9 protein-coding genes are annotated in these 14,949 nt (G+C 65.8%); 1 reads left to right on the top strand and 8 read right to left on the bottom strand.

What is annotated here, in order from left to right; genetic code table 11:
- Position 1: 1 nt before the first annotated feature.
- Genes atzF through CH292_RS14575 form a run of 5 tightly spaced genes read right to left on the bottom strand, consistent with a single transcriptional unit; the run spans position 2 to position 6,671 of the window.
- Positions 2-1,687 carry an allophanate hydrolase gene (gene atzF, locus CH292_RS14595; protein WP_094655092.1) on the bottom strand — a complete coding sequence of 562 codons (1,686 nt, stop codon included), beginning with the start codon at positions 1,685-1,687 and terminating at the stop codon, positions 2-4.
- Positions 1,674-3,716 (bottom strand): 5-oxoprolinase/urea amidolyase family protein, encoded by a 2,043-nt coding sequence (locus tag CH292_RS14590; RefSeq protein WP_094655091.1) that lies wholly within the window; start codon positions 3,714-3,716, stop codon positions 1,674-1,676. Before CH292_RS14590 ends, atzF begins: the two co-directional genes overlap by 14 nt.
- Entirely contained in the window at positions 3,713-4,333 is a 621-nt protein-coding gene (locus CH292_RS14585; RefSeq protein WP_170949275.1) for an urea amidolyase associated protein UAAP2, read from the bottom strand. The genes CH292_RS14590 and CH292_RS14585 overlap by 4 nt, the downstream gene beginning before the upstream one ends.
- The gene (locus tag CH292_RS14580; RefSeq protein WP_094628008.1) at positions 4,333-5,124 is read right to left on the bottom strand and encodes an urea amidolyase associated protein UAAP1; all 792 of its coding nucleotides are present in this window, start codon (positions 5,122-5,124) and stop codon (positions 4,333-4,335) included. The genes CH292_RS14585 and CH292_RS14580 overlap by 1 nt, the downstream gene beginning before the upstream one ends.
- Before the next feature lie 5 nt (positions 5,125-5,129).
- Positions 5,130-6,671, bottom strand: coding sequence for an amino acid permease (locus CH292_RS14575; RefSeq protein WP_020112267.1), 1,542 nt, complete (start codon positions 6,669-6,671; stop codon positions 5,130-5,132).
- A 201-nt stretch (positions 6,672-6,872) separates the two neighbouring features.
- On the opposite strand from CH292_RS14575, the gene CH292_RS14570 reads away from it, so the two are divergent.
- Positions 6,873-7,565, top strand: coding sequence for a TetR/AcrR family transcriptional regulator (locus CH292_RS14570; protein ID WP_019665025.1), 693 nt, complete (start codon positions 6,873-6,875; stop codon positions 7,563-7,565).
- On the opposite strand, the gene CH292_RS14565 is transcribed toward CH292_RS14570, so the two are convergent.
- The 3 genes from CH292_RS14565 to gltB all read right to left on the bottom strand — a co-directional run bounded on the left by CH292_RS14565 (position 7,538) and on the right by gltB (position 14,741).
- Positions 7,538-8,464 carry a cutinase family protein gene (locus tag CH292_RS14565; protein ID WP_094655090.1) on the bottom strand — a complete coding sequence of 309 codons (927 nt, stop codon included), beginning with the start codon at positions 8,462-8,464 and terminating at the stop codon, positions 7,538-7,540. The two genes, CH292_RS14570 and CH292_RS14565, sit on opposite strands and share 28 nt — an antisense overlap.
- 243 nt (positions 8,465-8,707) lie before the next feature.
- Positions 8,708-10,159, bottom strand: a complete 1,452-nt coding sequence (locus tag CH292_RS14560; protein ID WP_019665027.1) for a glutamate synthase subunit beta — start codon at positions 10,157-10,159, stop codon at positions 8,708-8,710.
- A complete protein-coding gene (gene gltB, locus CH292_RS14555; RefSeq protein ID WP_094655089.1) occupies positions 10,152-14,741 on the bottom strand; it encodes a glutamate synthase large subunit in 4,590 nt (1,529 codons plus the stop codon). Before gltB ends, CH292_RS14560 begins: the two co-directional genes overlap by 8 nt.
- Positions 14,742-14,949: the final 208 nt, after the last annotated feature.

Raw genomic sequence — 14,949 nt, 5'->3', positions numbered from 1 at the left:
TTCATACCGGTGCGGGGGTGCGCTCGCGGTACGCGCGCCAGCCACCGAACTTCGTGATGTCCACAGCCGCGTCGGCCGCCTCGTACGAGCAGCAGAAACCCGTGACCCACCGGCCGTCGGACAGTTCCACCGACGTCAGACCCATCGGCACCGGAAGACCGGCCAGGAACGTGCCCACACCCGCCGCGGACATCCGATACAGCTCCCCGGCAATCGCAGCCCCGGTGCCGGACGCGTGCCGCACCAGACCGGGTTTCGGCGGCGTCGTCCCCAGATCGACCAGGCGATATGCGTCGGACGTCAGGACGTCGCCGAGGAAGCGCGCACCTCGATCGGTCAGCTGGTGGTGCACCGGAAAGCCCTTCAGATGCGCTCCCACGACGAGAACATCGATGCCCTCGGCGACGAGGACAGGTGCCGGGGCCGAGGTGAGCGCAGCAGCGATGTCCACGGCGACCTGATCGTGGAAGCCCGGTACGACGACCATGACCCCGAACGGGTCACCGGCACCGGTCGGCTCTCCCGGAACCGCGACGGCCGCCATGTCCAGTAGGTTGCAGAAGTTGGTGAACGTCCCCATTCGCCGATTGACGGCAAGCGGATCCGCCTGTACCGCAGCGATCGTCGGGTGCTCGGTCGTCGTCGGAAGCACTAGCGCGTCGTACCCGTCCAGCAGGGCCACGGCAATGCGCTTGCCTGCGGCAATCGTCGACAGATCGTCGACGTACCGGTGCGCCGACGGCTCGGCGGCCCCGGAGACGATGCGCGCCACCGTAGGGTCCGCTGACGCAGGACTCGAGGCCAGGAACTCTCCCACCGCCGAATACCTCTGCGCGACAATCGCTCCGTCGTACAGCAACGTCGCGATGTCCAGAAGCGGCGAGATGTCCACCGTGTCGTACTCGATCCCCCGTACCCGCAGGCCTGCCACCGTTCTGTCGAACGCATCGCGGTACTCGGGACTCAGTGCGGCGAGGTCCTCGGCTCGGGGCACCGCCACCCTCGGCGTCGGCGACGCAGCGAGCCTCACGTCCACCGGCCACGACCGGCTGCGTGGATCGGCCTCGTCGAACCCGGCCATGACGCGGGTGGCGAGGGTCGCCGTGTCGAGGTCGGCGGCCATCACCGTCACGCAGTCGTAGTCGACGCACGCCGGGACCACACCGGTCGTCGGAACGACCCCGAGAGTCGTCTTGATCCCGACGAGACCGTGGAACGACGCCGGCACGCGTCCCGAACCTGCAGTGTCCGTGCCGATTCCGATATCCGCGATTCCCAGCGCGACCGCCACGGCCGATCCGGAACTGGAACCGCCCGACACTCGCTCGGGATCCCACGCACATCGCACTGCCCCGTACGGGCTTCTCGTCCCGACGAGACCGGTGGCGAACTGGTCGAGGTTGGTCTTGCCGAGAATCAGTGCACCCTGCTCGACGAGCCGGGCCACCGCCGTCGCGGACACCTCGGGCACGTACGAGAACTCGGGGCACGCAGCCGTCGTCGGCAGCCCGGCTACGTCGACGTTGTCCTTCACCGCGACGAGCATCCCCGCGAGGGGCAACGACGCGTCGACGAGGTCCGCATCGGCAAGCACGTCGGCCTCACTGCGCAGCGTGATCCACACCTCGGGACGATCGACCTCGGCAATTCGCGCGTACGCCTGCCGAATCCTGTCATGCAGCTGCATCGGACCCCTCCTTCTTGCTGAACTCGCCCGCTGCCGACCATGCAGCACGCTCAGAATCGAACGCTGCCGCCTGAATCGTGCGGAACTGCTCGATCGACTCGTGTTCGGCGGCGAGGAACTCGTCGTGCTCCGCCAGCGAGAATTCACCGTCGGTGATCTCCACTCCGCCGTTGCCCCTCCCGGCCGCCGTGTCCGCGCGCAGATCCATCAGTTCCTCGGGCTCGACCGGATACCACGAAATCCGGTCGAAAAACCTCAGCATCCAGGGGCTTTCGGGTTGGAACTGTCCTGGGGAGGCAGGACCGGAGCCTGTGGACTTTGTTTCGGCAGAATAGCGGTGGTTCCAGACCTGAGTTGTGCGGCCGACGAACTGGTAACCACCGGGGCCTTCCATTCCGTAGATGCAGAGGTATGCCCCGCCGATTCCGACAGCGTTCTCCGGGGTCCAGGTACGTGCGGGATTGTATTTGGTGGTGACCAGCCTGTGCCGCGGGTCGAGTGGGGTGGCGACGGGTGCGCCGAGGTAGACGTCACCGAGGCCGAGGACCATGTAGTCGGCTGCGAAGACGGTGTCGAACACGTCTGCGACGGAATCCAATCCGTTCATGCGCCGGATGAATTCGATGTTCCACGGGCACCACGGTGCATCGGACCGGACGCCGTGCATGTACCGGGCGATGGCTTCGCGGGTCGACGGGTCGTCCCAGGACAAGGGCATGCGGACCGTCCGGGACGGAACGACGAGCTCCGATGCGGCGGGGAGGTCGGATTCGACCTCGTCGAGCAACCCCATCAGCGTCGTGATCGGCAGTACGTCCGGGTCGACCTTGACCTGCAGCGACCGGATTCCGGGTGTCAGGTCCAGCAGTCCCTTCGGGGCGATCGCCTCGATGCGCTGGTGCAGCGCATGTGCCCGTGCGCGCAGTGCCAGGTCCAGCTTCATGTCGCCGTACTCGACGAGCACGTTGTCGTCGCCGGAGCGCCGATACGTCACCGCGGTCTCACCGTCGCGGCGCGCGATGACGCCGTCGTCCCCGTCTCCGCCGGCGGAGAAGACAACCGGAAGCGATGCCCTGCGTTCGAGTCCCAGTGCGCCGAGCGCGGCGGCATGCGCTGCCTTCACCGGTACGAACCTGATGGTGTCCCCCGGCTTCAACTGCCCGAGCTTCCAGCGCTCGGCAGCCACCACGGTGACCGGGCAGACGAAGCCGCCGAGGCTCGGGCCGTCGGGCCCCAGGAGGATCGGGGTGTCACCGGTGAAATCGAGCGCGCCTACCGAGTACGCGTTGTCATGGATGTTCGACGGGTGAAGCCCGGCCTCACCGCCGTCCTCGCGCGCCCATTCCGGTTTGGGACCGATGAGGCGCACACCGGTGCGGTCGGAGTTGAAGTGGACCTCGTACCGCGTCGCGTACAGCGTGTCCATGTCCGCGCGGGTGAAGAACTCGGGCGCGCCGTGCGGCCCCTCGGTCACCGCGATGTCCCACGTCGTCGTCAGGACGGGACGATGTTCCATCGGAATGGATCGAATGCCGTCCAGGCCGGCGCCCCCGACGACCTCGAGGACGTCTCCTTCGGCAAGGGTGCCGCCGCGGTGGCCCCCGAATTTGCCGAGCGTGAATGTGGCTGCGCTGCCGAGGTAGTCGTCCACCTCGATACTTCCCTGCACCGTCACGTACACACGCAGGCCTGCGCCGGTGGTGGGTCCGACGTCCAGCACCGCACCGGCCGAGACCAGGACGGGCCGCCACTGAGGCACGTCGGTCCCGTCGATCCGCACACGAGCGTCCGCGCCGGTGACGCACACATAGGTATCGGCGTCGAACGTCAGCGCCGGGCCGGCCATCGCGGACTCGAGACCCGGGGCGCCCTCGGGATTGCCCAGGGCCACATTGCCCAGTCGGAACGACAGATCGTCCATCGGTCCGGACGGAGGAACCCCCACCTTCCAGTAGCCGACGCGTCCCGGCCAGTCCTGCACCGTCGTCAGCATGCCCGGCCGCACGACGGTCATCTTGGTGGTGCTCATGGCCTGGTCACCACCAGACGAACCGACGTCGGGTCGAACCCGTTGCACGGGTTGTTGATCTGCGGGCAGTTCGAGACCAGAACCAGGGTGTCCACCTCGGCTCGCAAGGACAGTGACTTCCCGGGCGCAGACAAACCGTCGACGATGCCGAGCGTGCCGTCCGCGTCGACGGGAACGTTCATGAAGAAGTTGATGTTGGACACCATGTCTCGCTTGCCGAGTCCCCACTTGGCGCCCTCGATCAGGAAATTCTCCACGCACGCGTGCTGGTGGCGAGTGTGGTGGCCGTACCGCAGGGTGTTCGACTCCTGCGAGCAGGCGCCGCCGACGGTGTCGTGGTTACCGACCTCGTCGGCGACGATCGTCATCAACGGTGTCGAATCATCGCTGCGCAGCACGGTTCCGGTGGTGAGGAACAGGTTGCGCTGGGCGGTGACCGTCGCCGCGGCGGAGTACCGGACGGCGTGATCGTCGGCGGCATAGAGCAACGTGTCCACGGCCTGGTTGCCGTGCAGGTCGATCATCGTCAGGACATCGCCTGCCTTCACGACGGCCGACCAGGGGCCCCGGGCGTCGGCGACCTGGTCCAGTACCACTGATTCGAGTGTCGTTGTCATCATGCACCTTTCGGGTTCAGCGCGTTCCAGGCGCTGTCGGTGTTCCATACCGCGCGTTCGTACTCCGGTTCGGTGTTCGCCAGTGCGAGCAGCTCCTCCGACGCATCCCAGGCGGTGACGTCGAGCGCCGTCGTACCGAACGTGTCCGCGGGGTCGAGTGGGTGCGCGGTGTTCGCGAGCAGCACGACGACCGGCAGGTGCACCAGTAGATCGACTTCGGTGCCGGGGCCGGCCGAGCCGGTGCTGGTGAGTGCGCCGTCGGCCTCGACGCGTACCCCGTGGAAGAACGAGATCGACGGGGGCAGATCGCGCGGCTCCAGACCGTTCTTGGCAGCGCCGACGGTGAACATCTCGCGGCCCGCCGGCGACGAGGAATGCAGCGCCCCGGTCCCGTACTTCGCCGCATTCGTTGCTGCCGAGGTGGTTCCGCACAGCGCGTCGTGACGACCCGAACTGTCCGCGACGACGGTGGCGAGGACTCTGCCCTGGTCCGACAGCAGCGGATGTCCCGTCGTGACGTACGCCTGCCACGGGACCTTCACCGTGTCGGCCGCATTGAGTCTCTCCCACGGGGCATCGGCGCGGTAGAGCAGCAGGTGGGCACAGGCGGCGCCGTCGACGTCGCGCAAACGCAGCCGCGTACCGCGGGCCAGGACCTTGGTGGAATACCGGCCGCCGGGAATCGTCTCGGCCCAGGTGAGCGCCACACCGTCGGGGCCGGTGGGGGCGTCGACCTCAGCGGCCTGCGAGCGAGCATGTTCCTTGGCGGCGTGGGTGGTTGCTGTGCTCATGTGTTCTACGCTCCGATCGTGACGGGTCGTGGGTGTGCTTTGGCGCGGGGAAAGCAGGCGATGCCCACCACCACGACGGCCAGGACGGTCAGCGGGGCGGCCCACTGCAGAATCGGGTATTCCCCGGTGGGATTGAAGATTTCGGCACGCGGCCAGGACAGGTTGACCACCATCAGCCCGCCGTACAGAACTGCTGCGATGTTCACAGGGATACCGAGCCAGCCGAGGGTGAAGAGTTTCTTTCCTTCGGCATCCACCTGCACTCCGCCGCGGGGCCAGCCTTTCAGTCGCTGGACCAGCAGTGGGACGGTGACCATCATGTAGGCGAGGTAGATCAGGACGATGCAGACACTGGTGAGGGTCGTGAACAGGGCGGCGTTGCCGACGTTGACCGCGAGGACCGCGACACAGGCCAGTCCGATGAGAACCGAAGGGGCAATGGGCGTTCCGGTCTTGGAGTTCACCTTGGACAGGATGTCCGACGCGGGCAGTCGTCCGTCACGGGCCATGGAGAACATCAGTCGCGAGGCAGCGGTCTGGATGGCCAACGTGCAGATGAACACCGCGATGGCGACGTCGATCAGGAGGACCGTGCCCCACGGCGACGTCAGGATGGAGTCGATGACGTAAGGCAGGCCGAGCGTCGCGAGATTGCCGTCGGTGAGCGACGGTGCCGCCATCAGTGCGCCGACGATCATCAGCCCACCGCCGAGGGCCGACGCGGACAACGCAAGCCTGATCGTACGCGGCGCGACCCGACGCGGGTTGTGGGTTTCCTCGGCAAGCTCACCGGCAGAACCGAATCCGACCATCACGTAGGCGGCCATGAGTCCCGAGACGATCCACGCCCAGATGTAACCGGGTTCGGCTCCCGCGGCACCGGTGTCGAGGACGACCTGGGGTCCGCGCTGTGCGTGGGTGAAGAACACGAGTACCAGGGCGATGACTCCGACGATCTCGCACGTCACACCGATCGAGTTGATGCGTGACATCCAGTTCACGCCGATCGAGTTGATGGTCGTCGTCAGGACGAGCAACACGGACCCGAGGACCACTGCGTTGGTGGCACCGCTGGGGGACGTCAGTGCCGGATCGTCGCCGACGATCTGGAACCCGCTCCATATGCTCGGCAGAACCACCTGCAGCGCGATCGCCGCGGCCGACGCCGTGACGATCTGCGCGATGATCATGAACCAGCCGGCGAACCAGCCGACGATCTCACCGCCCATCCTGCGCGCCCACTGGTAGATGGCGCCTGAAATGGGATACCGGGCAGCAAGTTCCGCGAAGTTCAGCGCAACCATGAACTGGCCGAGGAACACCAGCGGCCAGGTGAAGAAGAACGCGGGGCCGCCGAAACTGAAGCCGAGTGCGAACAGCTGGAAGATCGTGGTGAGAATCGAGACGAACGAGAACCCCGCCGCGAACGAGGCGAATTTACCGAGCGAACGGTGCAGTTGCTGTTCGTATCCGAGCTCCGCGAGATCGGAGTGGTCACTGCGCGGTGGCGAGGACCCTTCGGGTGCGGGCAGAGTAGTCGAGCTCATGGATGTCTCCTCGAGAGAAAGAGTGACTGCGGGAAGGTGCCTGACCGCCCGTCTGCGCTGCCGGTGCGGGCTTTTCTGTCAGTCGATAGTTTTCCGGCCCGAGGTGCCCCACGAGTGACAGCGATGAAACAACTACGTTTCGCAGGTTTCTATCGAATGACAGAAACTTCACTGCCGCGTCGTCGATGCCAGGATGGACCCATGACCACCGCAGGCCGACCGAGGCTCAGTACCAAGAAGCGGCCAGGAGACACGGCTCTCGAAGAAATCCTCGACGCCGCGGCAGAGCTGTTCACCACCCGCGGCTTCACCAACACGTCCACGCGCATGATCGCCGACGCCGTGGGCATGCGTCAGGCGTCGCTGTACCACCACTTCGCCAACAAGGACGAGTTGCTGAGTCTGTTGCTGAGCGGAACCGTCGACGGTCCACTGGCCGTCGCACAGCGCATCGCCGATTCCGACGCGGCCGCTGCGGTCAAGATGTACGCGCTCGCATTGTTCGACGCCGACCAGCTCTGCCGATCCCGGTGGAACCTCGGTGCGCTGTATCTACTCCCGGAGATCCGCGAACCTCGCTTCGACACCTTCCGTGCACACCGGCACGCACTGATGGACCGCTACGCCTCGATAGCAGCCGAGGTTCTCCACGGAACGACGGCTGCACTGCCCGGCACCGAGGAGTTGCCGTTCCGGCTCGTCGAGACCGTCGTCAACGGTCGCGCCGACGCCGAGAGTGGCCGCGACGCGTCAGGAGAGGACTACGCCCGCGTCGTCGCGGAAGCAGCGGTCCGGGTACTCGGCTGGACCGGCTCGGTGGACGAGCTGCACACCCAGGCCAGGCCGCTACTGGAGTATGCGGCCGATCACGTGCCCGACGCACCCACGAGGTAGTTCGCCAGCCACGTCGTCACGCTCACACCGCTCGAATCCACCGCGTACGACGCGTATTCCTGGTGAATTCCGGAGCGGTAGAACGCCTCGATCTCACGGCGCCGCTGCTCGTTCGCCTGGTCCGACAATTGCCCCTGCAGAACCTGGAGCCCGCCGGCCGACGCGATGTCACCGAGCAGGATCTGTGCATCCTGCTGTGCCTTCGCTGCGACGTCCGGGCTGGGATCCGACGACACCGCAAGGAATCCCGCGAGCCGCGCCACGTAGTCGTCCTTCGGTGTCGAGCAGTACAGGTCACCGACCGCACAGAACGTTCGGACGACCGGGCTGACGTATCCGAACCCGCCCACCCGAGGCCCACCGACACCGGTGCCGACGACCTCGGGCCCGACCAACGCATCGGCGTCGGACCGCTTGGGATCGGAGATCAGCCCCACCGCGACGACCTTGTCCGCCGGAACCACGCCGAGGCCGGTACCGATCGACGCCGCGAGGTCGCCTGCGGCATCCGCGCCCTGGCTGTATCCGATGATGCCGAATTTCGTTGCACCACAACGGTCGGCCACGGACTTCAGCATGCCGCCCGCGTTGGCGGTGGCGATTGCACGCGACTCGCCGTAGATGCCGCCTTCCCACGGAAACGCCGTCGCCGGGTAGGACACGTAGTCGGTTCGGATATCGCTGCTCGCGATGCGGTCGGTGACGGCAGTGAGCATCCCCGGCCGCGGCGCAGCGCCCGAACTGGTCTCCCACGTTCCCGGAATCGCGACTACGTACATGCTGGGGCACGATGCCGGATCCGCCGACGCCGTGCTGGCAGTGACGGTGGACATCGCCGCCGACCCGGCAGCGATCGTCAACACGGATCCGATGGTGGCGACAAGCTTCTTCACGCGCATGGTGCGGCCTCACTGCGTCAGCGGACATTCGACAACTCACTGTGAGAATTCCAGTGCCTGATGTCGAATCGATGCCCAATCGGTAAACGCAGGTTACCTAAATTCATGAAGGTTCACATACGGGAACGAAAACGAGGTTTCAGCGCGTGAAACGTGCTTTTCGACCGGCCCCCAAACGCATGAATGCGCCACCGCAGCCGTCTGACGGTTGCGGTGGCGCATTCATGCCGAAGCGAGAAGAAACTACCTCTGCGGCGCCTGGGTCGGGACGATCGGCGCGGGCAGTGCGGTGGCACCCTGCAGGAAGGTGTCGACAGCGGCTGCGCAGGAGCGACCCTCGGCGATGGCCCACACGATGAGCGACTGGCCGCGGCCCATGTCACCGGCGACGAAGACGCCGGGAACGTTGGTGACCCACTCGTTCGAGCGCTTGACGTTGCCGCGCTCGTTCAGGTCCACACCGAGATCGGTGAGCAGGCCTGGCTTCTCCGGCCCGACGAAGCCCATGGCGAGGAGGACGAGATCGGCCTCGAGGGTGAACTCGCTGCCCTCGACCTTCTCGAACTTGCCTGCCTTGAACTCGACCTCGTGAGCTTCGAGACCGGTGACCTTGCCGTCCTTGCCGAGGAAACGCTCGGTGTTGACGGAGAACACGCGCTCGCCGCCCTCTTCGTGCGCCGACGCCACGCGGAACATCAGCGGGTACAGCGGCCACGGAGTGGACGTTGCACGCTCTTCCGGCGGACGCGCCATGATCTCGAACTGGTGAACGCTTGCCGCGCCCTGACGGTGCGAGGTACCGAGGCAGTCCGCACCGGTGTCGCCGCCGCCGATGATGACGACCTTCTTGCCCTCGGCGCTGACCGGAGGCTCGGCGAAGTCGCCCTGCTGCACGCGGTTGGCGTGGGGCAGGAACTCCATGGCCTGGTAGATGCCCTCGTTCTCGCGGCCTTCGATCGGCAGGTCGCGCCACGCGGTGGCGCCACCGGAGAGAACGACAGCGTCGAATTCCGCGCGCAGTTCGTCGGCCGTGATGTCGACGCCGACGTTGACGCCGGTGCGGAACACCGTGCCCTCGGCCTCCATCTGCGCCAGACGGCGGTCGATGTGGCGCTTCTCCATCTTGAACTCGGGGATGCCGTAGCGCAGCAGTCCGCCGATGCGGTCGGCACGCTCGAACACCGTCACGGTGTGGCCGGCACGCGTCAGCTGCTGCGCTGCAGCGAGACCCGCAGGACCGGAGCCGACGACGGCGACCGTCTTGCCGGTCAGGTGCGTCGGGTAGACCGGGGTGACCCAGCCTTCCTCGAAGGCCTTGTCGATGATCTCGACCTCGACCTGCTTGATCGTCACCGGATCCTGGTTGATGCCCAGAACGCACGACGCCTCGCACGGCGCCGGGCACAGCCGCCCGGTGAACTCCGGAAAGTTGTTGGTGGCGTGCAGACGGTCGATTCCCTCACGCCAGCGGTCCTTGAAGACCAGGTCGTTCCACTCGGGAATCAGGTTCCCGAGCGGGCAGCCGTTGTGGCAGAACGGAATTCCGCAGTCCATGCACCGGCTGGCCTGGGTCTGCAGAGTGTCCTTCGGGAAGTCTTCGTAGACCTCTTTCCAGTCCATCAGTCGCAGGTCGACCGGCCGACGCTTCGGCAGTTCGCGGACGGTGTTCTTCAGAAATCCCTGTGGGTCACCCACGAGCTGCCTCCATGATCGCCTCGTCCACGTCCGCGCCGTTCTTCTCGGCCTCGGAGATGGCAAGCAGTACCTTCTTGTAATCGCGAGGCATGACCTTCACGAAGTGGTTCACCTGCTGTGACCAGTCCGCCAGGATGCGCTCCGCGACATCGGATCCCGTTTCCTCGTGGTGACGAGTGACGATTTCCTTGAGCCAGGTGAACTCGTCGCCCTCGATGCTCTCGATGTCGACCAGCTCGGTGTTGAGGTTCGCCTCGAACGTCTTGTTCGGATCGAAGACGAACGCCACGCCGCCGGACATACCGGCACCGAAGTTGCGGCCGGTCTCGCCGAGGATGACGACCTTTCCACCGGTCATGTACTCGCAGCCGTGGTCACCGACGCCTTCGACGACGGCAACGGCACCGGAGTTACGGACCGCGAAACGCTCGCCGACTACACCGCGGATGAGAGCCTCACCCTGCGTCGCGCCGAACAGGAAGACGTTGCCACCGATGATGTTGTCCTCGGCGACGAATCCTGCAGGAGCGTTCAGCGACGGCCGCACGATGATGCGTCCGCCGGACAGGCCCTTACCGACGAAGTCGTTGGCGTCGCCGTTGAGGCGCAGGGTCATGCCCGACGGCACGAACGCGCCGAAGCTGTTACCGGCCGAACCGGTGAACGTGATGTCGATGGTGTTGTCCGGCAAGCCGACTCCGCCGTACGCCTTGGTCAACTCGTGTCCGAGCATGGTGCCGACGGTGCGGTTGACGTTGGTGATCTTGGACTCGAACGTGACCTTCTCGCCCCTGTCCAGAGCATTGCGGCTCTGCACGATGAGCTGCTGGTCCAGCGCCTTGTCGAGTCCGTGATCCTGGACGCCCGTGTTGTAGAGGTCCTGGTTCATGAACGCCGACTCGACCTCGTCGAGGATGGGCGACAGATCCAGCTTGGACGCCTTCCACGCTTCCTTCGCAGCGGTGGTGTCCAACAGAGCGACCTGGCCGACGGCTTCGTTGAGCGTGCGGAAGCCCAGCTCGGCCAGAAGCTCGCGAACCTCTTCTGCGATGAACATGAAGAAGTTCTCGACGAACTCGGGCTTGCCTGCGAAACGCTTGCGCAGCACCGGGTTCTGCGTCGCGACACCGACGGGGCAGGTGTCGAGGTGGCAGACGCGCATCATGATGCAGCCTGACACGACGAGAGGCGCGGTCGCGAAACCGAACTCCTCGCCGCCGAGCAGTGCGGCGACCATGACGTCGCGGCCGGTCTTGAGCTGGCCGTCGACCTGCACGACGATGCGGTCACGAAGACCGTTGAGCAGCAACGTCTGCTGGGTCTCGGCGAGGCCGAGCTCCCACGGTCCACCTGCGTGCTTGACCGACGTCAGCGGCGTTGCGCCGGTACCGCCGTCGTGGCCGGAGATGAGCACCACGTCGGCGTGTGCCTTCGAGACACCGGCCGCGACCGTGCCGACACCGACCTCGGAGACCAGCTTCACGTGGATGCGTGCCTGCGGGTTGGCGTTCTTCAGGTCGTGGATCAGCTGAGCGAGATCCTCGATCGAGTAGATGTCGTGGTGCGGCGGCGGCGAGATGAGGCCGACACCGGGCGTCGAGTGGCGAACCTCGGCAACCCACGGGTACACCTTGTGCGCCGGAAGCTGGCCGCCCTCACCGGGCTTGGCGCCCTGCGCCATCTTGATCTGGATGTCGGTGCAGTTGGTCAGGTAGTGCGAGGTGACGCCGAAACGTCCCGACGCCACCTGCTTGATCGCGCTACGACGCCAGTCGCCGTTCGCGTCGGGCTCGAAGCGGTCGACGCTCTCGCCGCCCTCACCGGAGTTGGAGCGTCCGCCGAGGCGGTTCATGGCGATCGCGAGAGTCTCGTGAGCCTCGGCGGAGATGGATCCGTAGCTCATCGCACCCGTCGAGAATCGCTTGACGATCTCCGATGCGGACTCTACCTCGTCGATGGAAATCGCTTGGCGCTCTTCGGTCTTGAAGCGGAACAGACCGCGAAGCGACGCGAGGCGCTCGGACTGATCGTCGACCATCTTCGTGTATTCCTTGAAGATGTCGTACTGACCGGTGCGGGTCGAGTGCTGCAGCTTGAACACGGTGTCGGGGTTGAAGAGGTGGTACTCCCCTTCACGACGCCACTGGTACTCACCGCCGACCTCGAGTTCACGGTGTGCGCGTTCCTGACGGTTCTCGAGGTACGCCATGCCGTGGCGGGTGGCCACGTCCTGTGCGATCTGCTCGAGCTCGATACCGCCGAGGTGACTGTTCAAACCGGTGAAGTACTCGTCGACGAGGCCCTGCGACAGGCCGATGACCTGGAACAGCTGTGCGCCGGTGTACGAGGCGAGGGTGGAGATGCCCATCTTGGACATCACCTTCAGCACGCCCTTGCCTGCGGCCTTGATGTAGTTGGAGACGGCCTTGTCGAACTCGATGCCCGTCAGTGCGCCGCGCTCGATCATGTCCTCGATGGACTCGAACGCCATGTACGGGTTGACCGCAGCGGCACCGAAGCCGATGAGCAGAGCCATGTGGTGCACCTCGCGGGCGTCACCGGACTCCACGATCAGGCCGACCTTGGTACGCGTCTTCTCGCGAACGAGGTGGTGGTGCACCGCCGAGGTCAGCAGCAGCGACGGGATCGGGGCCAGCTTCTCGCTCGACTCACGGTCCGACAGCACGATGATGCGTGCGCCACCGGAGATGGCAGCGGACACCTGAGCGCGGATGGCCTCCAACGACTTCTGCAGACCTTCGCCACCTTCGGCCACGGGGTAGAGGCCGCGCACGACGACCGAGCGCAAGCCTTCCTGGGTGCCCTCGTCGTTGATGTGGACGAGCTTGGCCAGGTCGTCGTTGTGCAGGATCGGCTGCGGGAGCACGATCTGCTTGCACGCGTCGGGGCCGGGGTTGAGCAGGTCGCCCTCGGGTCCGATCGTTCCGCCGAGGCTGGTGACGATCTCCTCGCGGATCGCGTCGAGCGGCGGGTTGGTGACCTGGGCGAACAGCTGCGAGAAGTAGTCGAACAGCATCCGAGGACGAACCGACAGCACGGCGATCGGAGTGTCGGTACCCATCGAACCGATGGCCTCGGCGCCGGTCTTCGCCATCGGCGAGACCAGAACGTTCAGCTCCTCGGTGGTGTAGCCGAAGATCTGCTGACGGATGAGAACGCGGTCGTGCGGCATGTGCACGTGCGGGCGGTCCGGCAGGTCGTCGATCGAGGTCAGACCTTCGTCGAGCCACTGCTGGTACGGGTGCTCGGCGGCGAGCTCGTCCTTGATCTCGTCGTCGGAGACGATGCGGCCCTGCGCGGTGTCCACCAGGAACATACGGCCGGGCTGCAGACGAACCTTGCGGACCACCTTCGCCGGATCGATGTCCAGGACGCCGACCTCGGAGGCCATGACGACCAATCCGTCGTCGGTGACCCAGAGTCGGCTGGGGCGCAGACCGTTTCGGTCCAGGACCGCGCCGATGACGGTGCCGTCGGTGAAGCACACCGACGCCGGTCCATCCCACGGCTCCATCAGCGAGGAGTGGTACTTGTAGAACGCCCGGCGAGCGGGGTCCATCGACTCGTGACGCTCCCAGGCTTCGGGGATCATCATGAGGACGGCGTGCGGAAGGCTGCGGCCGCCGAGGTGCAGAAGCTCGAGCACCTCGTCGAAACGTGCAGTGTCGCTTGCGCCTTCGGTAACGACCGGGAAGATCTTCTCGAGGGCCTCGGATCCACCGAACACGTCGGAGGTGATCAGTGCCTCGCGGGCGCGCATCCAGTTCTCGTTACCGGTGGCGGTGTTGATCTCACCGTTGTGCGCGACGCGGCGGAACGGGTGCGCCAGCGGCCACGACGGGAACGTGTTGGTGGAGAAGCGCGAATGCACAAGGCCGAGAGCGCTTTCCACGCGCTCGTCCTGCAGGTCGAGGTAGAAGCCCTTGAGCTGAGGCGTCGTCAGCATGCCCTTGTAGACGAAGGTCTGCGAGGACAGCGACGGGAAGTACACGGTCTCGCGGCCGGGCCCGTCCTTGCCTGCACCCTCTTCGCCGAGCTCGTGCTCGACGCGCTTACGGATGACGAACGCGGCGCGCTCGAGAGCCAGATCGGTAACGGAGCCGGCCGGCGAGGCGAAGAACAATTGACGGAACGTCGGCATCGCGTCACGCGCGAGCGCCCCGAGGGAGGAGTCGTCGGTGGGAACTTCACGCCATCCGAGGACCTTCATGCCCTCTTCTTCGACGATGCGGACGACGTCGTCGCTCGCGCGGGCGGCGTCCTTCTTGCCCTGCGGCAGGAATGCGATTCCGGTGGCGTACGAACCAGCGGCGGGCAGCTCGAAATCGACCACGGCACGGAAGAACGCGTCCGGTACCTGGATCAGGATTCCGGCGCCGTCACCGGTGTTGGGTTCGGAGCCGGCGGCGCCCCGGTGCTCGAGGTTGACCAGCGCGGTGATGGCCTTCTCGACGATGTCTCGACTACGACGACCATGCATGTCCACCACGAACGCGACACCACAGGAGTCGTGTTCGTTGCGGGGGTCGTAGAGGCCTTGGGGGCCCGGAGTGTGCTTCATACCTAGCCTTCGGATAAGTCCAGCCTTCAAGTACGTCGGATCGGCGCGGCACAGATAACCGGCCGTCGCGGACGGCTATTCGGTGCCGTTCGCCGTTGAAGCAGCACCACCGGAGGCGATCTTCGGATAACGTCGAGCGGGTGCGCTCGAAACGGTGAAACGAAGGTGCCTTTCGGGCGGATCGACAATTGGGTACGTCGGTCCAACA

The sequence above is a fragment of the Rhodococcus sp. 14-2470-1a genome (assembly GCF_002259425.1).
Classification (GTDB): domain Bacteria; phylum Actinomycetota; class Actinomycetes; order Mycobacteriales; family Mycobacteriaceae; genus Rhodococcoides; species Rhodococcoides fascians_E.
Note: the sequence above shows the minus strand (reverse complement) of the source record. Positions and strands in the feature narration are given on the sequence as shown.

What these genes read in the sequence shown, in the direction of transcription:
- atzF (WP_094655092.1), bottom strand. Translation starts at nt 1,687, where the DNA reads ATGCAGCTGCATGACAGGATTCGGCAGGCGTACGCGCGAATTGCCGAG.
- CH292_RS14590 (WP_094655091.1), bottom strand. Translation starts at nt 3,716, where the DNA reads ATGAGCACCACCAAGATGACCGTCGTGCGGCCGGGCATGCTGACGACG.
- CH292_RS14585 (WP_170949275.1), bottom strand. Translation starts at nt 4,333, where the DNA reads ATGACAACGACACTCGAATCAGTGGTACTGGACCAGGTCGCCGACGCC.
- CH292_RS14580 (WP_094628008.1), bottom strand. Translation starts at nt 5,124, where the DNA reads ATGAGCACAGCAACCACCCACGCCGCCAAGGAACATGCTCGCTCGCAG.
- CH292_RS14575 (WP_020112267.1), bottom strand. Translation starts at nt 6,671, where the DNA reads ATGAGCTCGACTACTCTGCCCGCACCCGAAGGGTCCTCGCCACCGCGC.
- CH292_RS14570 (WP_019665025.1), top strand. Translation starts at nt 6,873, where the DNA reads ATGACCACCGCAGGCCGACCGAGGCTCAGTACCAAGAAGCGGCCAGGA.
- CH292_RS14565 (WP_094655090.1), bottom strand. Translation starts at nt 8,464, where the DNA reads ATGCGCGTGAAGAAGCTTGTCGCCACCATCGGATCCGTGTTGACGATC.
- gltB (WP_094655089.1), bottom strand. Translation starts at nt 14,741, where the DNA reads ATGAAGCACACTCCGGGCCCCCAAGGCCTCTACGACCCCCGCAACGAA.